Consider the following 20689-nt stretch of genomic DNA (forward strand, 5'->3'; position numbering starts at 1 on the left):
GGCTCGGAGATGTGTATAAGAGCCAGCCAGCCCCAGGCCCAGGAGGCCCGGGCCCGGCTGCACGTGCTGCGCGAGTTCGAACGCGTGGGCCGCCGCGCCCCCACGAGCGACAAGGCGCTGGAGGCCGCGGCCCGGAGGCTCGCGCGCGAGGCGCTGAGCGAGTTCACCACCGGCGCCCCGGATCTGCTCACGTTGACGGAGGCGGTCAGCGACTCGGGCGCCGCGGATCCATCCCCGAAGGTGCTGGTCATCCGCGCCTGGGTGCACGCGCACGCCATCGAGACGTTCCTCGCCCGCACGGACTTCAACGACGAGCGTGTGAGCCACTTCGGCGTGGGCGTGGCCTTCCTGGGCGAGCGCGCCGCGCTGGTGCTGCTCGTCGCGGACCGAAAAGCGGAGGTGCTCCCCTTCCCCCGGGTCATCGCCAAGGCCGGGACGGAGAAGCGCGTGTGCGGACGGCTCGTGCCGCCGCTGCTCAGCCCGCAGGTCTTCGTCACCCGGCCGGATGGGGAGGTGGAGGCCGTGGCCCTGAGCCGCGCACCCTCCGGCACCAATGGCTTCTGCGCCCTGGTGGGCTTCAACACTCCCGGCAGCTACACCGTGGAGGTGGTGGGCCAGGCGAACGTGGGGCCGGAGGTGGCGTCGCTGTTCCTGGTGCAGGTGGGAGCCCGTGCCGCGCGCGGCGGACAGGAGTCCCAGCGCGAACCCACCACGCTGGCCGAGGCCCGCACCGCCATCTACGAGCGCATCAACACCCTGCGCCGCGCGCACCAGCTGCCGGAGCTCACGCCGGATCCCACGCTGGAGGACGTGTCGCTGCGCTACAGCACGCGCATGGCGACGGAGAGCTTCTTCGCGCACATCGCGCCGGACGGCTCCACGCTCACCCGCCGCCTCCCGGAGGGCACGCGCTACGTGCGCGCTGGAGAGAACCTGGGGCTGGCGGCGGGCCCGCTCGCGGCGCACTTCGGCATCGAGCACAGCCCCGGCCACCGCAAGAACCTGATGGACCCCGCGTTCCGCTTCATGGGCGTGGGCGTCGTCTTCCATAAAGTGGACGGCCGCGACCAGGCGGTCGTCACGGAGGTGTTCACCGCGGCCCCCCCCGGCGCGACGCTTCCGTCGGACCCGGTGTCGGACGTCTACGACGCCCTGTCCCGGCACCGCGCCACGCTCAAGCTGCCGCCCCTGGCGCGCAGCGAGGCGCTGGAGCGGCTGGCGCGCGACCACGCCCGCCGCGCGCTGGCGCAGGACGAGCCCACCGCCGGAGACGGAGACCCGTCCCCGCTGCACGAGCGCGTGTTCTCCGCGCTGCCGGACGCGGGCACCGCTTCGGTGGATTTCTTCGTCGTGGGAGACCCGAGCGCCGTACCGGAGTCACGCAGCCTGGCCACCGCCACCTACACCCGGGTAGGCGTGGGGCTGGTGCGGGGCAACTCCAAGCGCTTCGGCCAGGGTCAGTACTGGGTGGCCGTCATCTACGCCGCGGTCCCCTGAAGCGGAGGCTTCCGGGAGGAACGCCGACGCGGACGCCGGCCACGACCGGGCTTCGGGCGTGACCGGGTGCAAGCTCGCGCGGGCCCGGTGGAACGGGCCCCATGTCAGACGTCCCGGTTAGACAGGACGGCGCTGCGTGGCGTACGCCTCCAGCCCCATCTGCGGAGGAGCGAGGTTGGCGTACATCGGGCACTTCATGCACGTGAACGACTGCCAGCCGCGACGGACGGCCTCATCGAGGCAGTTGTCGTAGTGGTTGCAGTTCAGGTTGCGATGCGTCTCGACGCCTGCCCGCTTCGGGCCGGCTTCGGGATTGATGGTCTGCGGCAGATCGGATGGACACGGCTTCATGGAGCCTCCCCTATGAGCTGTTTCCCCCCCCGAGGTCTGTGAACGAGCAGGTGCTACCGACGACAGGTCTTCCTGCGACGACAGGTCTTCCTGACACGACGGCGGTCCGGAGTAGCGCTCAACAGCGGCGCAACGTAAGGATTCCCTCCGGATAGCGCAACGGGCCGACAACCCCGCGGGACCAGCCCGTGGGCGCGGGATCTAGGACTTGTCGGGCCGACTGTCAAACCGACCCCCGCCCACCTGGTGGGGAATGTCGACTGCAAACCTCTCGTTCCGAAGCCGCAAGGCCGCGAAGTGAAAGGAAGAATCCCATGAGTTGGACCGGCTGGGTGGCGGGTTGGGTGACGGGGGTGGCGCTGGGGCAGTCCCCGGCGACGCTGGAGGCCGTCCGCCTGCACCGGTCCGACGCGGCGGCGCTCGCCCGGGCGGAGCTCGCCGCGTGCGAGCAGGCGAAGTGCCCGGACGCGGGCCGCCTGGGCCTGCTCGCCGGGACCCTGGTACTTTCGGACGGGGACGCCGTTCAGGCGCGGGACCTGCTCACCCGCCACGCGCCCCCCGCGCCCCTTGAGGCCTTCCACGCCTTCTACCTGGGCCAGGCGCGCTTCTACGCGGGCGACCCCAACGGCGCGGCGAAGGACTTCGAGCGGGCCCTGGAGAAGGCCTCCCCCGCCCTGGCCGTGCGCGCCCGCGCCCGCCTGGGTGAGTCCCTCCTGGACGCACACCGGCCCAAGGACGCGGCCCCGGTGCTGGAGTCCGCGGCGGCGGCGCAGCCCACCCCGGAGCTGCTCTTCCAGCGCGCCCAGACGCGCGCGGCCACCGGCAACGCGGCGGGCCTGCGGGCGGACCTGAAGACGGTGGCGCTGCGCTTCCCCACCCACCCCTACGCGAACGAGGCGCTGGAGCAGCTGGCCGCGCTGAAGCCCGCGGTGAAGCTCACCCTGCCCGAACACCTCCAGCGCGCCCGGGGCCTCCTCTCCGACGGCGCGGCGGCGCGGGCCGAGGACGAACTCCTGACGGCGGAGAAGCAGGGGCTGGTGAAGGGCGCGCCCGCCCAGGCGCAGGTGGCGCTCCTGCGCGCGCAGGTGCTCTTCGCGCGGGGCAAGCGCGAGGAGGCGGAGAAGGCGCTCGCGGTGGCGCGCAAGGGGCCGCCGGCCATCGCCGCGGAGGCCGCGCTGGTGGTGGCGCGCCGGGCGCTGCGCTCGGACGACAACGAGAAGGCGCGCAAGCTGATGGCGGCGCTGGACAAGGCCTATCCCTCCCAAGCGGCTGGTGAGGAAGGCGCGTTCTTCGCCGCGTGGTTGGATTTGCAGGGCGGCCGCTTCGAGGACGCGGCGAAGTCCTTCGCGGACTACGAGAAGCGCTACAAGGGCTCGCGCCGCCGCGACGAGGCGATGTGGTTCCGCGCCCTCTCGCACATCCGGCTGGAGCAGTACGCGAAGGCGCGCCAGGCGCTGGACGACCTGGTGACGGCCTATCCGAAGACGAGCATGGCGCCGCAGGCGCGCTACTGGCAGGCGCGCACGGAGGAGCTGGGCGGCGGCAAGCCGGCGACTTTGGGGCCCGCCTATGAGGCCGTCATCAGCGCGGCGCCCGCGTCGTTCTACGCGCTGCTCGCCACGGAGCGGCTGCGCGAGCTGGGACGCACGCCGCCCGCGGCCTTCCCGCAGCCTCCGAAGCAGCTCACCCTCCCCCGCCCGCCGGAGCTGGAGCTGGCGGTGGCACTGACGCGAGCGGGCCTCTTCCGCGACGCGGCGGACGAGGTGCAGTCGCGCGTGTCAGGCCTGCGCGGCGCGGACCAGGCGCTGCCGTTCGCGCACGCGCTCTTGCAGCTGGGCGAGTTCGGCCACGCGCACGTCGTGGCGGCGCGCCACCTGTGGGGCCGGGCCTTCGGGGCGAAGGCACCGGACGCGCTGGCCGCGTTCTACCCGCGCGCGTTCGCCCAGGCGGTGGAGACGGAGGCCACGCGGCAGGCGCTGGATCCGTTCCTCGTGTGGGCCATCATGCGGCGGGAGAGCGCCTTCCGCCCGGAGGTCATGAGCGCTGCGGACGCGCGCGGCCTCATGCAGATCATCCCGCCCACGGCGACGGAGATCGCCCAGAAGATGGCGGAGCCCGCGCCCGCGCCCGCGGACCTGTTCGCCCCGGAGCGCAACATCCGCTACGGCGCGTGGTACCTGGCGCAGCTGATGAAGCGCTTCGCGCACCCGGCGCTCGCGGCGGCGGCCTACAACGCGGGCCCCAAGGCGGCGGTGCGCTGGACGCAGGAGCGCGGCAGCCTGCCCCTGGACCTGTTCGTGGAGTCCATCCCGTACCGGGAGACGCGCGGCTACGTGAAGCAGGTGATGGCGGACCTGTACCTCTACCACCGCTTCTACGAGAAGGACGGCACCCAGGCCCGCCTGACCATGACGGTGCCCGCCCCCAACACGGACGGCGTCAGCTTCTGACGGAAGGCCCGAAGCTCGGGCGACGACTTCAGGCGCCGCGCGAGGCCCGGCGGCGCTCGACTTCGTGCTCCAGCGACTGGACCACCTCCGACAGCGGCATGCTGCTGGAGTCCACGTGCACCGCGTCCTCCGCGGGCCGCAGGGGAGCGACTTCACGGCCGGAGTCCGCGGCGTCGCGGCGCGTCTGGTCCTGGAGGACGCCCTCCAGGCTGCTGTCCACGCCCTTCTGGAACAGCTCCTCGAAGCGGCGGCGCGCGCGCACCTCCGGGTTCGCCTGGAGGAAGAACTTCACGTCCGCGTCCGGGAACACCACCGTGCCGATGTCCCGGCCCTCCAGGATGGCGCCCGACGCCGCCTCCAGCGCCAGCCGCCGCTGGAGCGCGAGCAGCCCCGCGCGCACCACCGGCCGCCCGGACACCTGCGACGCCCCCATGGAGATGGGCGGCGTGCGGATCTCCGACGACACGTCCTCGCCACCCAGGAAGACGTGGTTCTCCTCGCCCACCACCTGGAAGTGGATGCGCACGCGCCCGAGCAATTCACCCAGCTTCGCGTCGTCGTCGAAGGCAATGCCCTCGCGCGAGGCCATCAGCGCCACGCAGCGGTAGATGGCGCCGGTGTCCACCAGCGCGAAGCCCAGCCGCCGCGCGAGCAGCTTGGACACGGAGGACTTGCCCGCTCCGGCCGGTCCGTCGATGGCGACGATGAACGGACGCGTGCTCATGACAGGACCTCCTTCAGCGCGGCCACGCAGCGCGCGTTCTCCTGGGGCGTGCCCACGGAGATGCGCAGGCAGTTCGGGTGGCCGTTGCCCGCCATGGGCCGCACGATGACGCCCCGGCGCAAGAGCTGCTCGTACACCTCGGCCCCCGGACGGTGGCAGTCCACGAAGACGAAGTTCGCGTGGCTATCCGTCAGCGTGAGCCCCAGCTTCGGCAGTTCTTCTCCGTAGAAGCGCAGGCCCGCGCGGTTGTTCTCACGCGTGCGCTGCACGTGCTCCGGGTCCTCCAGCGCGGCCATGCCCGCTGCCTGCGCCACCGTCGTCAGGTTGAACGGCATGCGCGTGCGGTGCACGTAGCCCGCGAGCTTCGCGTCCATCACCGCGCTGCCCAGGCGGATGCCGGCCAGTCCGTGGATCTTGCTGAAGGTGCGCAGCCCCACCAGGTTCGGGTGCGCGTGGAACAGCTCCACTGCGCTCGCGTAGTCGGGCCAGTGCACGAACTCCGCATAGGCCTCGTCGTGGACGACGAGCACGTCCTTCGGCACCGCCGCGAGGAACGCCTCCAGGTCCTTGCGCCCGAAGGTGGTGCCCGTGGGGTTGTCCGGGTTGGCCAGGAACACCATGCGCGTGCGCGGCGTGACGGCGCGGGCCATGGCCTCCAGGTCGTAGCGGAAGCCCTCGCGCATGGGCACCTCCACGAACGCACGGCCGTGCGCCTGCGCGGAGATGCGGTACGCGGGGAACGAGCCCTTGCACAGGAGGATTTCCTCCTCGGGCGTCGTGAACGTGCGCATCAACAGCTCGATGAGCTCGTTGGAGCCGCTGCCCAGCACCACTTCCTCCGGCTTCACGCCCAGGTGCGCGGCGAGCTTGCGCACCAGGTGGAAGCTGGTGGCGTCCGGGTACAGGTGCACCTGCGCGGCGGCGTTGCGCATGGCCTCCACCGCGCGGGGCGACGGGCCCAGCGGGTTCTCGTTGGAGGCCAGCTTGATGACGCCTTTGAGGCCGTACTCCCGCTCGGTCTCCTCGATGGGCTTGCCCGGAACGTAGGCCTTGAGCGTCTCGACGTAGGGAGGAACGAGCGGTCGCATGGGAGAGGAGCCTCTATTTGCCGGTGAATACGCCGAAGGCGCGGAACTTGTTGTAGCGGTCGCGCACCAGCGCGTCCGGATCCAGCTCCGCCATCTGGCCCAGGTGCTTGCGCAGCGTCTTGCCCAGCGCATCCGCCGCCTTGGCCGGATCGCGGTGCGCGCCGCCCGGAGGCTCCGGGACGACCTCGTCGATGATCTTCATCTCCAGCAGATCCGGCGCGGTGGGGCGCATCGCGTCCGCGGCCTTGTCCGCCTTGCTGGCGTCACGGAAGAGGATGGACGCGCAGCCCTCCGGGGTGATGACGGAGTAGACGCTGTTCTGGAGCATCAGCACGCGGTTGCCCACGCCGATGGCCAGCGCGCCGCCGGAGCCGCCCTCGCCAATCACCGTGGAGATGATGGGCACGCGCAGCCGGCTCATCACCTCCAGGTTCACGGCGATGGCCTCCGCCTGGCCGCGCTCCTCCGCGCCGATGCCCGGGTACGCGCCCGGCGTGTCCACGAAGGTGAGGATGGGCTTCTCCATCCGCTCGGCCAGCTCCATCAGCCGGCGCGCCTTGCGGTAGCCCTCCGGGCGCGGCATGCCGAAGTTGCGGGCCATGTTCTCGCGCGTGTTGCGGCCCTTCTGGTGGCCGATGAGCATCACCGTCTTGCCGTCGAAGCGCGCGAAGCCGCCGACGATGGACGGATCCTCGCCGAAGTGCCGGTCGCCGCACATCTCGAAGAAGTCCGTGAACAGGTGCTGGACGTAGTCCAGGAAGTACGGACGCGAGCTGTGGCGCGACAGCTGCACCATCTGCCAGCGGGACAGGTCGCTGAAGATCTCCGTCTGGAGCTTCTTCGCCTTCTTCTCCAGCTTGGAGATTTCGGAGGAGAAGTCCACGGTGCCGCTGGTGGAGAGGGCCTTCAGCTCCTCGATCTTCTTCTCCAGCTCGATGAGCGGGCGCTCGAAGTCGAGCGCGTAGCCAATGCCGGTTGCCATGGCGCCGAACTAGCACCAGGGTTCAGGCCAATCAACGCGCAAGCGATTACGCACCCCCTGGAATGTCCGGGGAGTCCGCCCGTCTGGAGCCACATGGTCCTCGCCCTCTCCCTGCTGGCCCTGACGCTGTCCGCCGCTCCGGCGGCGCCCTCTTCCGGCCGGGCCCTCAACACGCAGGGGTTCCGGCTGTACCAGTCCGGCCACTATCCAGCGGCCCTGGAGAAGTTCCAGGCGGCCGCCCGGGCCACCCCGGACTACGCGCTGGCCCACTACAACGCCGCCGCCACCCTGGGTGTCCTGCGCAAGCAGGGCAAGGTGTGCGAGTACAGCGCCCACCGCGACGTCATCGTGGAGAAGCTGGCCACCGCCGTGCGCCTGGACGCGCGCCGCCTCCAGCGGGCGAAGGAGGACCGGGATCTGGACGTCATCCGGGACACACTCGGCTGGCAGAAGCTGCTGGGCCGCACGCCCGAAAAGGAGGCCGACGTGCCGGCCCTCCTGCGGGCGGTGTCCTGGTACGGCCCCGGCGTGGGCGTCTACGGCACCACCCGTGCCCTGAAGTTCCAGGACGGGGGCCGCGTGGAGCTCTGGAAGAAGGACGTGGACGACTCCGGCACGCCCCGCGAGTCCCGGACCCCGGGCACGTACACCGTCCGGGGCCGCACGGTGGAGGTGAAGCTCCCCAACGCCGCGCCCGTCACCGGCACCCTCAGCGAGGCGGGCGCCCTCACCTTCCCGGAGCCCCTGGGCGGCTTCACCGACAGCCCGTCGGAGTGCGACGCCTGAGGTGAGGCGCCGTGAAGTGACGCCCCGTGCACGCCTACCCGCGTCCACGGGACACCGCTCTGGCGCGCCTGCCTGCCGGTGCCCACCTTCTCCCGGTAGCCGAGGGGGAAGCCGTGCACCGACTCAACGCCAGACACTGGGGGCTGGCCGCCATCGTCGCGGTCGCGCCCGTCGTCCTCGCCTTCGTGCTGGGAGCCTCGGCGCCCCAGCTGCTGGAGCCGGTGCTCGGCACGCCGGTGGGTGGGCTGAGCTGGGGACTGGCCACGGTGCTGGGGCTCGTGGGCGGCGCCCTCTTCGCGCGCATCCTCGCGGCCCTGCAGCGCCCGCGCATCCAGGCGTCGCCCGTGCTGCGCATGTTGGGCACGGTGGGCGGCGCCAGCGTGGTGGTGACCCTGTGCATCGTGCCGGCGGTGGCGCTGATGCTCCTGGGTCCGGGCTGGGTGCTCCATCAGCACCTGAAGGTGCCGGCGGACCCGACGGTGCGCTCACTCGAGGCGACCGCCGTGGACCTGCTGGGCCAGGTGCGCCGGGCGGATCCCCACCGGCTGCCCCTGTCCCTGCTTTTGCCGGGCCCCCACTAAGGAGCCCGGCGCGGCGGAAAACTCAGGCCGCCTTGATCTTCGCCGGCGGCGCGGACAGCGCGTACCAGGCGGTGCGGAACGCCTTCAGCTCGCGCAGCCCCGCGGGGTGACGGCCCAGCGCGGGCGCCATCGTCACGGGCAGGCCGATCTTCTTCTCCATGGCCTTGGCCGCGTTCAGCTCCAGCTTGCGGCGGTTCTCGCACTTCTCGCAGGTGGACTTGGGGCCCACGCGGTTGACGAGCACCCGCTCCACCTGGAGCTTCTTCTCCTTGAGGTACTCCACCAGCCGCTCCGTGCGGGACGACGCCAGGTCCTCGCCGCGCGTGACGACCACGAAGCGCGACTCGCTGGGGGACGCCAGCGCGTCCTCGAAGCGCTTCACGTGCTTGAGCATCGCCGCCAGGTCATCCGCCAGCTCGCCCAGGCCCTTGGCCCGGTGCTTGTTGAGGATGCCGTGCAGCGCGCCCAGCCACGTCTTCGCCGTGTCCGCCAGCTCCACCACGCGCACGTTCATCACCTGAGGTGACGAGTCCACCACGATGCGCTTGAAGCGCTCCTGCACCAGCGCATCCGTCAGCACGGACATGGCCGCCAGCTCGTCGATGCCCGGGGGCGCGCACTCCAGCAGGTTGCGCAGGTAGAGCAGGTCCGCCGGCACGTCGTTGCCCGCCTTGGGCGCGCCCTCGAAGGCCTTCTCCGCCTTCTCCTTCAGCCGCTTGCGCAGGGCGTTGAACCAACCCGCCATGTCCAGCTCGCGCGCGTACAGGCCCTTGGTGCCCTTCACCTGGGTTTCGGTGTCGGTGAGCCGGCTCTGCAGCACGTCCGACAGCGAGTGCGCGGGATCCGTGGAGATGAGGAGCACCGGCCCCTCCTTCTCCGTCAGCGTCACGGCCGCGGCGGCCGCGCAGGAGGACTTGCCCACCCCGCCCTGCCCCACGAAGAAGATGAGCCGCGTGGGCGGCAGCGGAGGCGCCGCGATGGGGGGCATGGACGGGGCGCGCACCAGCGCCGGAGGCCCTTCGGCCGCGCTGAACTCCAGCGCCTTGGTCTCCTTGCCCGCCGCCCACTCCTTGGCGAACTCCTTCAGCCCGTCCAGCCCCCGGGGCGCCACCTCGCGGCGGCCCAGCAGGTTCACGGGCACGGTCTTGTCCAGCGCCTGGTACTTGCGCACGTGCGGCGCCTGCAGGCCGCGGCGGCCCTGGCACGCCTGACAGCCCTCGTGGTCCTCCACCTGGTTGACCACCACCTCCGTCACCGGCAGCCCGCGCTCGCGCAGCTGGGTGAAGTACATGCGCGTCTGCGCTTCGGGCACCGGCTCCGCCAGCGCCACCAGGTGGAACGCCGTGCGCGCCGGATCCTTCAGCAGCGCGAGCAGCTTCTCCGCCTTCTGGCCCACCTGCTCCAGGAAACCGCCCGAGCCCTCCGCCGCCGCGGCGGCAGCGGCCGCCTTCTTGCCCTTGCCACTGGGGGCCGGGGCGGCGCGGTCCTGGCCCGCCTTCACGAAGCCCAGGAACTTGCGCAGCTGCGCAGGCATGTCGAACAGGCGCAGCGTGTGGCTGGTGGGCGCCGTGTCCACCACGATGCGATCGTAGTCACCGGACTCCAGCAACTCCACCACGTGGAAGAGGGCCACCAGCTCCTCCAGCCCAGGCACCGCCTGCTGGTAGAGCTTGCCCATCTCCTCGTCCGACAGGTGCGTGCCCTTCACCGCCGCCTTCGCCAGCGCCGGCAGGTACTCCGCCAGGAACGGCTTGAGCAGCGCGGGCGGGTTCAGCTCCGCGCCAAAGAGGCCGCCCTCGCCCTTGCCCGCCTGGAGCTTGGTGGGCTTCGCCGGCAGCTTCTTCTTCACGAGGTCCGACAGGGACTGGACCGGATCCAACGAGACGACCAGCACCCGGTGCTTGGGCACTTCTTCGGAGAGCCTCACCGCGTACGCTGCCGCGAGCGTGGTCTTGCCAACCCCGCCCTTGCCACCGAAGAAGTGAAGTACTCTCGCGTCGCTCATTGCGTTGTGGCCTTCCTTGTGCCCCCCCGGCGGCACCCCAGATGACTCACGTCGGACGACCGCACCATGGGGGGCGGACGTGGCCCGAAATGAAACGTCCCGGCCGGGCCCTCACCAACGGGTGGGAGAGGTCCGGAGGATCCCCCGTCCAGGGGGGAAAAGTCAAGAATTGACAGGGGTTTTCGAGACCTCCCCCGCCCTTTTAAACCGGCTTGGGGAGGCCCCGTGCGCGCTCTCCAGGAGCCCTGCCAAGGGCCCGGAATCCGGGCCTTCTTGCCTACCCGTCAGGTCAGCGGCGAGCGGCCTCGGGCCCCAGAGGGGGCGCGGATCAGCGGGTCAGGAAGCTGCTGGCGCTCATGGGGCCGTCGTTGCCCTGTCCCCCCAGGGGGCTGCCACCACCCGGGGTGCCCTGGGCCCGGTTCTCCGCCGCGTAGCGGTTGAGCTTGTTGTAGAGCGTCTTCTCGCTCACCCCCAGCACCTCCGCCGTGCGGGCCTTGTTGTTCCCGTTCCGCTGGAGGCTGCCCAGGATGTACTCGCGCTCCACGGCGTCCAGGCTCAGGCCGAACGGCAGCTTGAACGTGTGGCGCTCCGGGCTCTTGCCGGCCATGTCGGGCGGCAGGTGCTCGCGGGTGATCAGCTCCCCGTCGCAGAGGATGACGGCGCGCTCCACGGCGTTGCGCAGCTCGCGGATGTTGCCCGGCCAGTCGTAGTTCTTGAGCACCTCCATCGCTTCCGGGTGCACGCCGGACACGCGCTTGGCCGAGTCCCCGCGGAACTTGTCCACGAAGTGCTGGACCAGGATGGGCACGTCGTCCCGGCGCTCGCGCAGGGGCGGCAGGTGCAGCTGGAACACGTTGAGGCGGAAGTAGAGGTCCTCGCGGAAGCGCTGGTTCTTGATCTCCTGCTTCAGGTCGCGGTTCGTGGCGGACAGCACGCGCACGTCCACTTCGATCTCCACCTTGCCACCCAGGCGGCGCAGGCGGCCCTCCTCCAGCACGCGCAGCAGCTTGGCCTGCAGGTCGATGGGGATCTCACCCAGTTCGTCCAGGAAGAGCGTGCCGCCGTGGGCCATCTCGAACACGCCCGGGCGGCGCTGATCCGCGCCGGTGAAGGCGCCGCGCTCGTGGCCGAAGAGCTCGGACTCAATCAGCGTCGCGGGGATGGACGCGCAGTTGATGGCGATGAAGGGCTTGTCGCGGCGCAGGGACAGGTTGTGCACCGTGCGGGCGACCACTTCCTTGCCCGTGCCGGACTCGCCGCTGATGGAGACGCTGGCCTTGGAGGGGGCCACCTTCTCCATCATCTCGATGACCTTGCGCATCCCGGTGGAGCCGGCGATGAGGTCCGTGGAGCCCAGCTGCTTGAGGCGGCGCCGGAGCGTCTGCACCTCGCGCATGGTCTCCTTCTTCTCCAGCGCGCGGTCGATGCAGACCTTGAGCCGCGCGGTGTCCAGCGGCTTCACGATGAAGTCGTAGGCCCCCTCGCGGATGGACTCCACGGCGGTGTCGATGGTGCCGCGGCCGGTGAGGAACACCACCGGGCAGTCCGGCAGCTCCTCGCGCAGGTTGCGCAACAGCCACAGACCGTCCGTTTCCGGCATGGCGAGGTCCGAAAGGACGACGTCGGGCCGGAACTCACCGGCCTTGCGGAGGGCGTCATGCCCGTCGAACGCGGTCTCGACCTTGTGACCCCAGGCGGACAGCATCTCCGCCAGGGCCTCGCAGGTCTCACGTTCGTCATCCACGGCCAGGATTCGTGCGCTGCCCAAGGTGAAAACCTCCACTGCGATGAAGCGTGATGAAACCGGATGGAAGACCGACCGCGCCGTCAGCGGGAGAACCTCAGGCGCGCGGAAACACGAGGCGGCACGTCCCCGCCTCCACGAAGAACTCGATGCCCAGCTGGGCCGCGCGGAGCGTCAGCGCGGCCACGGTGTCCGTCGCCCGCTCGGGCGCCGAGGAGCCGTCCAACACCTCCAGCACCGCGCTCGCGCCCTCCGCGCGGACCGAGACGACCACGGTGGAGCCAGAGTCCGCGCGCTGGAAGGCGCGCATCAGCACCTGCACCAGGAAGAACCCCAGTTCGGTGGTGTCCTCCATGCGGGCCTGCACGTCCGGCTCGATGTCGCGCTGGACCTGGAGGCGGCGCCGGCGGCTTTCATGGCCCAGCACGTCCAGGGCCTTGCCGGTGGCGTCCGACAGCGGCGCGTCCCCGGAGGGGCCCGCTCCGCGAAACACGATGAAGTCCGAGAAGAGCTTGAGCAGGCCGTCCACGCGGGCGATCTGCTCGCGCATCGCCTTGAGGTTCTTCTCCTGGGTGGCCGGCACCTGGCCGGACTCGCCCTTGAGCTTCTCGGAGAGCACCTCGAGATGGATGGCGAGCGCGTTGAGCGGGTTGCGCACGTCGTGCAGCAGGCTGTCCATCAAGGGCGGAACCGCGTCGTAGCGGGCCGCGCCCACCACCGGGTCCGACACATCCTGGACAGAAGGCACACTGCTAGCCATGAGAGATGAGTTAACCACCTGGAACTCCTAGGAATTTCCGTCGCCCCACCCCCGCCGCCGCCCTACCGAGGCCAGGATTTAGGGAGCACCCCTGGGATCGTCAACCCTGGGTCGGTAATTCTTGCCGGAGTTCTAAAATTCCCGTGTCGGAACAGCCACTTAGGAGCACTCACAAGTGTCATTCAACGAACGGGAACCCCATCCCGGGCGATCAGCGCGTCCAGGGGTTGTCCACCCCCGGACAGCGCGTCCGCCCTCAGGTCCCGGTGGCGGGCGAGGGAGGCTGCGCGGCGGCGCCCACGCCCACGAGCTGGAGGCCCAGCCGGGCCGCGTACTCGAAGATGCGAGGGTCCCGGTAGAACTCGCCAAAGACGATGCGGGTGCAGCCGCTGTTGGCGATCAGCTTGAAGCACGGCCAGCAGGGGCTGGCGGTCGTGTAGATGGTCGCCCCGTCGATTCCGACGCCGTTCTTGGCGGCCTGGATGATGGCGTTGGCCTCCGCGTGCACGGTGGCCACGCAGTGGCCGTTCTCCATCATGTGGCCCACTTCATCGCAGTGGGGCAGGCCGCGGATGGCGCCGTTGTAGCCGGTGGACAGGATGGTCTTGTCCCGCACCAGCACCGCGCCCACGTGCTTGCGGTCGCAGGTGGCGCGCGTGGCCACCTGCTGGGCGATGTCCATGAAGTACTGATCCCAATTGCCCCGAGCGGACATGCGCGTGACCCCTCCAGCGAATGAGCCCGCAGCTCTAACGCTGGATCAGGCCCGCACCAATTTCTCGGTCCGGGGCTGTTGGATCAGCGACTCGCCGTCTTCTGCGGCCCCGCACCCTCCGCGTCCGCGGAGCGCTCCAGCAGCCGGCCGAAGCCCTTCGCCTGGAGGAAGCCGCGCACCTTGGCGCTGGGCGCGGCGAACGTCTCGCCGGGCATGGGCACGTCGAAGCTGAAGTTCTGGGAGGCGACCTCGAAGTCCACCTTCGCGGTGCGGTAGCCCTCCACGATGGCCAACAGCCGCCCCGTCTCCAGGCTGAAGATGCCGCCGCCGGAGGCCCCGTAGCCGATGGGCGCGTCCGTCTTCAGCATGCGCGGGTGCTTCGTCTCCTTGTCCCACTCCACCTGGGACACCATGCCGCCGGAGATGGACAGCGCGCGGCCGTACGGGGATGCCGCCACCACCACGTCCTCGCCCGGCTCCGGTTCGTCATCCGCGGCCAGCTCCGCCACGGGCCACGCCACGCCCGTCACGCGCAGCAGCGCCAGGTCCACGTCCGGCACCTGGCCCGTGGCCACCACCTCCGCCAGGTACTCGTGCGTCTCCGCGCGCCGGTCCAACACGACCTTGAGCACGGGGTCCTTCAGGTCCCCCTGCTCCACCGCGTGCGCGTTGGTGAGCACGTAGCTGACGGGCCCGCCCTCACCGGCCTCCGTGCCGATGACGACGCCCGACGCCGAGCGGCGCACCTGGCCGCCCTCCGTCGTCACCAGCCGCACGTTGAGCGGGAGGATGCGCCGCACCATCGCCTTGCGCGTGGGCTGCGGCGTGGGCTCGGGCCGGGACAGCGCCCGCTCCACCCGGAGCGGAGCCTGCGTGTGCGTCGCGACCGGAGTGTCCTCGGAGGACTGCGACGGGGCACTGGCGCACGACACGAGGGCCCACAGAAGGGGGGTGCCCAACAGCAACCGGTTCATCAACTCTCCAGGCGCAAGGATGAGGAGGGACGAAAGACGACGACACACGCGCAACTCGGTGCGAAGCCGCATCATCCCGAGCCCCGGCCCGGATTGAAAAGCAGGCGGGCAGGCATCGGCTTACCGGATGCCTGCCCGCCCCCACCCGTCAGGTGTAGCGCTGACGCATCAGGAACAGGATGGCGTCCTTCGCGCAGAACTCGCAGTAGCCGTAGCGCTCCGCCATCGTCTTCAGCGTGTCCTGCACCTGCGACTGCTCGCGCGCGGAGAGCTGGTTGCGGTCCTCGGAGAGGTACTTGAGGACGTTCTCCTTGTTCTTGCGCAGCACGCGCTTGCGCTCCTCGAAGTAGTGGTCGCGCAGGCGCTTGAACATGTCCGGGAAGATGCGCGGGTAGTCCATGGCGCCGTCCGGGTTGTCCAGCCGGTGCGCGCCAATGCTTGCAATCAACCCGCGGCGGAAGTCCGGAGGGGCCTCGCCCTGGGGCATCACGATGGCCTCCACCTCCGCCATGCGCGCCTCGTCCGGCTTCTCCGATTCGCCCGTCACGCGGTTGCGCATCTTCTCCCCGCGCACCCAGTGGCTGACGCTCTGGATGTAGCGCTCCACCAGCTCGCGGTACTGGCCTTCCGACACCAGGCCCATGGAGTCGCGCACCTCCGAGTCCACGCGGTCCAGGTACTCGCCCTCCACCACGCGCACGAAGGTTTCATGGTCGTGGTAGCCGTCCATCACCTCCTGGAGGAGGAACTCATAGACGCTCTTGTCCTTGCAGAGCGCGTGCAGCTCTTCCAGCACCGCCAGCGCGTGGAGGCACTTGTAGTCGGGGTTCTGCGCGGCGTTGAAGAGGGCCGTCTTGATTTCACGCGCGCTCGCGCCGGAGCGCCCCTCGTAGTTGGGGTACGCCTCGGACTCCTCGTACATCTCCTCGCGCAGCTTGAGCAGCTCCTTGGTGTTCGCGGAGGACAGCCGCGCGGGCACTCCCGCCTCCTGGTACAGGTGCAGCTTCTCCACCGGGGCCACCTGATCCACCAGCGGCTTCACGTTGGCCGGGTAGCGGTCCGGGATGGGCTTCTTCAGGCGCGTGAGCACCGCCCACATCGCGGCCACCTCCGTGGCGTGCGGCGCCACGTGCTTGCCCACGGACGTCGCGGTGATCTGCGCGTCATAGATTTCCTGCTCGACCTTGTAGCGGCGCAGGTACGGCACGCGCACCAGCTCGATGCGGCCCTTGAACGACGCGAAGTCCGGCAGCTCCTTGAAGGCCCCCAGGTGCTTCTCGTTGGAGGACGCGATGAGCACCTCGTCCAGCTGGAGCACGAAGGGCTCCAGGGGCACCTCGCCCGTCTCACTGAAGCCCAGCAGGTACTTGAAGGCCTCCAGCGGGCGCTTGAGCAGGTCCGCGTACTCGATGAGGCCCCGGTTGGCGTGCACCAGCGGGCCGTGCGGTTCGAAGAGCACCGTGCTGTGCAGCGCGGCCGGCATGTTGAGCTGGGTGCGGTCCGCGGAGATCTGCTGCGCGGCGGCGTCCACGCTCATCTGCGGCTCCACCGTCACCGTGCCCACCTGGTAGCGGCGCGACACGTAGAAGCGCTCCACCTGCACGTGGCGCAGGACCTTGAGGTAGTCCCCGCCGTAGGCGTTGAGCAATGCCGTATAGATGCGGCGGCACTTGGCGCACAGCTCGCCTTCGCGCACGTAGTCGGACAACAGGAAGTCCCCCGTCGCCCCGTCGCCGTTGCCCAGGCCCTTCTTCTTGAGCGCCCCTTCCAGCAGGCCCTTGCGCTCCGTCGGGGGCACCGCGAACAACGGATGGTCGCGCAGCTCACAGGGCATGCGCAGGTCCAGGGACTCCGCGTCCAGGTGGGCGTACGTGGTGAGCTCGCCCTCCGCGGACTTCGCGCCCGCGCGCTCGCCGAAGCCGATGGAGCCCTTGATCAGCTTCTCCGACGGGAACACCCACGCGATGCGGTAGAGGGCCCCCTGCGGCTGGCGGGAGTAGTCCTCCATGCCCTGCTTCAGCGCGTTGACCAGGCTGGACTTCGCGCTGCCGTTGGGGCCGTGCAGCATGATGAGTTTGTTGATGCGGCCGGCGCGCACGAAGTTGCCCAGGATGCGGTAGAGGGCGTTCTGCACCTCCTCCTGCCCGGCGACGCGGCCGTCGTGTTCGGCGGACGGGACGTCGAAGACCTTGAAGCGCCGGATGGTGCCGGTGGGGTGCGGCACGGCTTCCGTGCCGTAGTGGTCCATCACGTCCCGCAGGTACTGCGCCGCGTTGCGCGACTGCCCCTTCGGGTCCGTGAAGAAGAGCGACAGGTACTCCTCGAAGGACAGGATGGACCGGTTCTTGACGAAGTCGGCGCTGACCTGTGCGCCCACCTCCTGCAGATAGCCCTTCGCTTCCACGGCGGCTCCCCTCTGTGGATGGGTGGTCTCTCGGATGTAGCCACGGCGCTTCGCCGTCGCATGTGAACCCCCGGGGCTGACCTTCGTTCCCGGCCCTTGGGATGTAAAGCGACCCGCCCTGCCCTCGCGGGCGGTGTGTTCGGGGTCGCGCGCTTGGACGCCGGCCGTGTCCCACCCGGCCAGGCGGGCGGCCCGGGGGTGGCAGGTTCAGGCGCGCTGGAAGTTTGAGGGCGTCCGTCGGATGACGGATGGTTCGCGATTCGCGCACCCGGGACGGGTGAGATACGGTCCCGGGAAGCCACACCCCATCCAGCCGCAACGCCTCACCCGGAGCCCACACGCGATGCACAAGGAGCCCATCATCGGCATCGACCTCGGCACGACGAACTCGTGCGCGGCGATCGTCGAGGACAGCGGGAACGTCAAGCTCATCCCCTACAAGGGCGGCGAGTACACCATCCCCTCCATCTTCGCCATCGACGACAAGGGCAACGAGCTCATCGGCTTCGAGGCGAAGCGCCAGTGGCAGCTCAACCCGCGCAACACCGTCTACGGCTCCAAGCGCCTGGTCGGGGTCAACTTCAGCAGTGAAGTCGTCGGCACGATGAAGAAGGCCGTGGCGTACAACATGCGCGCCGGCACCAAGAACGACGTCACCCTGGACGTCGGCAAGAAGGAATTCACGCTCCAGGAGGTCAGCGCCAAGATCCTGGGGAAGATCCGCGACGTCGCCTCCAACTACCTGAAGACGCCCATCAAGCGCGCGGTGGTGACGGTGCCCGCGTACTTCAACGACCGGCAGCGCCAGTCGGTGAAGGACGCCGGCAAGCTCATCGACCTGGAGGTGGTGCGCATCATCAACGAGCCCACCGCGGCGGCGCTCGCCTACGGCGTGGGCAAGACGCTGAAGCAGAAGGTCGTCATCTACGACCTGGGCGGCGGCACCTTCGACGTCTCCATCATCGAAATCCGCGACCGCGTCTTCGAGGTGAAGGCCACCGGCGGCGACGTGTTCCTGGGCGGCATCGACTTCGACAACGCCATCATCCACCACGTCCTCAAGGACTTCGCGGCCAAGACGGGCATCGACCTGGCCACGGACCCGGTGGCCATGCAGCGCATCAAGGACCTGGCCGAGCGCACGAAGATCGACCTGTCCGCGCGCGAGGAAGTGCCCTTCAACATCCCCTTCATCACGATGACGGCGCAGGGCCAGCCGCTGAACATCGAGATGAAGTTCACGCGCAAGATGCTGGAGCAGCTGACGAACCAGCTGGTGGACCGCACCCTGCAGATGGTGGCGCGCGTGCTGGTGGACTCGGGCCTGTCCACCAAGGACATCGACGAAGTGATGCTGGTGGGCGGCCAGACGCGCATGCCCGTCGTGCAGGACCGGCTCACCAAGTTCTTCGGCAAGCCGCCCAGCAAGGGCGTGCACCCGGACGAGGCGGTGGCCATTGGCGCGGCGCTCTACGCGCACTCGCTGGAGGACAACACCAACCTGCGCATCCAGCTGTTGGACGTGATTCCCATGGCCATTGGCCTGGAGCGCGGCGACGGCGGCTTCCACGTCGTCTTCCCGCGCAACGCGTCCATCCCCAACGCCAAGCAGCTGCTGGCCACGACGAGCATCGACAACCAGACCGAGCTCGCCATGCGCATCTACCAGGGCGACCACGACACGGTGGCGCGCAACGACTTGCTGGGCGAGTTCACCTTCTCCGGGATCATGCCCGCCAAGGCCGGCACGGTGAACGTGGAGATCATCTTCGACGTGAGCGTGGAGGGCATCCTCACCATGCGCGCGAAGGACCCCGCCACCGGCCGCGAGATGAAGACCACGGTGCGCGTCACGCAGAACTGAAGCACCTGGCGCCAGAAACACCACGGCGCCCCTGCCTGCGTGGAGGCGAGGGGCGCCGGGTGGGTACAACGACCGCCGAGGGAAACCTCAGGCGGTCTTCTTTTCCTTCTCCATGACGATCTGCGGGGGCTCGTGCTTGGTGATCACCTGTTCGGTGATCTTGCACTCCTTGACGCCCTCGCGGAACGGCACGTCGTACATGATCTCCAGCATGGCGTCCTCCATGATGGCGCGCAGGCCACGCGCTCCGGAGTGACGGCGCATCGCTTCGCGAGCGATGGCGCGCAGCGCTTCCTTGGTGAAGGTGAGCTTCACCTTCTCGATCTCGAACATCTTCTGGTACTGCTTCACCAGGGCGTTCTTCGGGATCGTGAGGATGGTGACGAGGTCATCCTCCTTCAGGTCGTTGAGCGTCGCGATCATCGGCAGACGGCCGATGAACTCCGGAATCATTCCGAACTTCATCAGGTCTTCCGGCTCGGTCATCGCCAGCAGCTCACCCACGCTGCGCTCTTCCTTGTGGGTGATCTTCGCGCCGAAGCCCAGGCCCTTCTCACCCACGCGGCGCTTGATGACGCCGTCGATGCCGTGGAAGGCACCGCCGCAGATGAAGAGGATGTTCGTCGTATCGACCTGGACGTACTCCTGCTGGTTGTACTTCTTGCCGCCGCGCGGCGTGACGTTGGCGCGGGTGCCTTCGATGATCTTCAGCAGGGCCTGCTGCACGCCCTCGCCGCCCACGTCGCGGGTGGCGCTGGGCATGTCACCCTTGCGCGCGATCTTGTCGATCTCGTCGATGTAGACGATGCCGCGCGCGGCCTTCTCCACGTCGTAGTCGGCGTTGTGGAGGAGGTTCTGGATGATGTTCTCGACGTCCTCACCCACGTAGCCGGCCTCGGTGAGGCTGGTGGCGTCCGCGATGGTGAAGGGGACGTTGAGGAAGCGCGCCAGGGACTGCGCGAGCAGCGTCTTGCCGGAGCCCGTGGGTCCGATGAGCAGGATGTTGCTCTTCTGCAGCTCCACGTCCTCGCCGCCAGGGGCCTTCACCCCGGGGCGCGGCCGGGCGGCCGGCTTCTTCTGATAGATGCGCTTGTAGTGGTTGTACACCGCGACCGAGAGGACCTTCTTCGCCTGGTCCTGGCCGATGACGTAGTCGTCGAGGAACGCCTTGATCTCCAGCGGCGTGGGCAGGCTGACCTGCGGCTTGCCTTCCTCGCGTTCGTTCTCGTCCGCGATGATGTCGTTACACAGCTTGATGCACTCGTCGCAGATGTAGACCGTGGGTCCGGCAATGAGCTTCCGGACCTCGCGCTGCGACTTGCCGCAGAACGAGCAGGACAGGTTGACGTGGTGCTCCTTCTTCACTGCCGCCTCCGAGTTCGCCGGTCCCGGTTCGGGACCTTCTCCGCCGACCACCGCACTCCAACACCCGCGAAGCCGCCCACGTCTTTACGACGGCTCCAGGCCCACATGCTACAGGCCCTGAACCCACTATAGGGCCCTCCCCTTCGGGCAGGAAGCCCGGTGGAAGCGCCCTTTCCTGGGAGCGTTCAGCCCAGGTCAACGGGTCGGTCTTGGATAACAGCGACTCAGGCGTCCGTCACGCTCGACGCGAGTTCTTCGACATCGTCCGCCAGGGAGGCCGCCCGCTCGGCGACGGCGTTGGGGACTCGACGGCTTCCCGCCAGCTCGGAGGCGAGCTTTCGCGCCAGCTGCGCCAGTTTCCGCACCTGGAGGCTCTCCGGGGGTGGCTCGGGCGGGGGC

16 protein-coding genes are annotated in these 20689 nt (G+C 69.5%); 5 read left to right on the forward strand and 11 right to left on the reverse strand.

The annotated features are described in order from the left end of the window. Positions 1 to 9: 9 nt before the first annotated feature. Positions 10 to 1497, forward strand: a complete 1488-nt coding sequence (locus D7Y21_RS31060) for a CAP domain-containing protein (protein ID WP_121717453.1) — start codon at positions 10 to 12, stop codon at positions 1495 to 1497. 117 nt (positions 1498 to 1614) lie between these two features. Here the strand turns inward: D7Y21_RS31060 and D7Y21_RS31065 are convergent, their stop codons facing one another. After that, a complete protein-coding gene (locus D7Y21_RS31065) occupies positions 1615 to 1848 on the reverse strand; it encodes a hypothetical protein (RefSeq protein WP_014396719.1) in 234 nt (77 codons plus the stop codon). Between the two features lie 314 nt (positions 1849 to 2162). On the opposite strand from D7Y21_RS31065, the gene D7Y21_RS31070 reads away from it, so the two are divergent. Further along, the gene (locus D7Y21_RS31070) at positions 2163 to 4298 is read left to right on the forward strand and encodes a transglycosylase SLT domain-containing protein (protein ID WP_120563026.1); all 2136 of its coding nucleotides are present in this window, start codon (positions 2163 to 2165) and stop codon (positions 4296 to 4298) included. A gap of 28 nt (positions 4299 to 4326) precedes the next feature. On the opposite strand, the gene cmk is transcribed toward D7Y21_RS31070, so the two are convergent. The 3 genes from cmk to D7Y21_RS31085 are packed head-to-tail and all read right to left on the reverse strand — an operon-like array spanning position 4327 to position 7092. Then, positions 4327 to 5022: a (d)CMP kinase gene (gene cmk, locus D7Y21_RS31075; RefSeq protein WP_120563025.1), complete on the reverse strand. Its 696-nt coding sequence runs from the start codon at positions 5020 to 5022 to the stop codon at positions 4327 to 4329. Then, positions 5019 to 6110, reverse strand: a complete 1092-nt coding sequence (gene hisC, locus D7Y21_RS31080) for a histidinol-phosphate transaminase (RefSeq protein WP_121717445.1) — start codon at positions 6108 to 6110, stop codon at positions 5019 to 5021. Before hisC ends, cmk begins: the two co-directional genes overlap by 4 nt. A gap of 13 nt (positions 6111 to 6123) precedes the next feature. Next, on the reverse strand, positions 6124 to 7092 hold the full coding sequence (locus D7Y21_RS31085; RefSeq protein ID WP_121717447.1) for an acetyl-CoA carboxylase carboxyltransferase subunit alpha: 969 nt from the start codon (positions 7090 to 7092) through the stop codon (positions 6124 to 6126). A 93-nt stretch (positions 7093 to 7185) separates the two neighbouring features. Between D7Y21_RS31085 and D7Y21_RS31090 the strand changes: the two genes are divergently transcribed. Further along, entirely contained in the window at positions 7186 to 7878 is a 693-nt protein-coding gene (locus D7Y21_RS31090) for a hypothetical protein (protein ID WP_120563022.1), read from the forward strand. A gap of 113 nt (positions 7879 to 7991) precedes the next feature. Beyond that, complete coding sequence (locus tag D7Y21_RS31095) at positions 7992 to 8459, forward strand: hypothetical protein (RefSeq protein ID WP_121717449.1); 468 nt, start codon at positions 7992 to 7994, stop codon at positions 8457 to 8459. A gap of 22 nt (positions 8460 to 8481) precedes the next feature. Here D7Y21_RS31095 and D7Y21_RS31100 read toward each other — a convergent pair whose 3' ends face one another. The 6 genes from D7Y21_RS31100 to D7Y21_RS31125 all read right to left on the reverse strand — a co-directional run bounded on the left by D7Y21_RS31100 (position 8482) and on the right by D7Y21_RS31125 (position 17061). Beyond that, a complete protein-coding gene (locus tag D7Y21_RS31100; protein ID WP_120563020.1) occupies positions 8482 to 10464 on the reverse strand; it encodes an ArsA family ATPase in 1983 nt (660 codons plus the stop codon). 328 nt (positions 10465 to 10792) lie between these two features. Then, positions 10793 to 12232 (reverse strand): enhancer binding protein Nla6, encoded by a 1440-nt coding sequence (nla6, locus tag D7Y21_RS31105; RefSeq protein WP_120563019.1) that lies wholly within the window; start codon positions 12230 to 12232, stop codon positions 10793 to 10795. Positions 12233 to 12305: 73 nt separating this feature from the next. Beyond that, positions 12306 to 12968 carry a HAMP domain-containing histidine kinase gene (locus tag D7Y21_RS31110; RefSeq protein WP_199724248.1) on the reverse strand — a complete coding sequence of 221 codons (663 nt, stop codon included), beginning with the start codon at positions 12966 to 12968 and terminating at the stop codon, positions 12306 to 12308. Positions 12969 to 13224: 256 nt separating this feature from the next. Further along, the gene (locus D7Y21_RS31115) at positions 13225 to 13683 is read right to left on the reverse strand and encodes a cytidine/deoxycytidylate deaminase family protein (RefSeq protein ID WP_120563017.1); all 459 of its coding nucleotides are present in this window, start codon (positions 13681 to 13683) and stop codon (positions 13225 to 13227) included. Positions 13684 to 13766: 83 nt separating this feature from the next. Next, the gene (locus D7Y21_RS31120) at positions 13767 to 14657 is read right to left on the reverse strand and encodes a serine protease (protein WP_121717451.1); all 891 of its coding nucleotides are present in this window, start codon (positions 14655 to 14657) and stop codon (positions 13767 to 13769) included. Between the two features lie 148 nt (positions 14658 to 14805). Continuing rightward, positions 14806 to 17061, reverse strand: a complete 2256-nt coding sequence (locus D7Y21_RS31125) for a PrkA family serine protein kinase (RefSeq protein WP_120563015.1) — start codon at positions 17059 to 17061, stop codon at positions 14806 to 14808. Positions 17062 to 17404: 343 nt separating this feature from the next. On the opposite strand from D7Y21_RS31125, the gene D7Y21_RS31130 reads away from it, so the two are divergent. Next, positions 17405 to 18925 (forward strand): Hsp70 family protein, encoded by a 1521-nt coding sequence (locus D7Y21_RS31130; protein ID WP_120563014.1) that lies wholly within the window; start codon positions 17405 to 17407, stop codon positions 18923 to 18925. Between the two features lie 87 nt (positions 18926 to 19012). Here D7Y21_RS31130 and clpX read toward each other — a convergent pair whose 3' ends face one another. After that, entirely contained in the window at positions 19013 to 20290 is a 1278-nt protein-coding gene (gene clpX / locus D7Y21_RS31135) for an ATP-dependent Clp protease ATP-binding subunit ClpX (RefSeq protein WP_014396705.1), read from the reverse strand. Between the last annotated feature and the right edge of the window lie 399 nt (positions 20291 to 20689).

Source organism: Corallococcus sp. AB045 (genome assembly GCF_003668895.1).
In the GTDB taxonomy this organism is placed as follows: domain Bacteria; phylum Myxococcota; class Myxococcia; order Myxococcales; family Myxococcaceae; genus Corallococcus; species Corallococcus coralloides.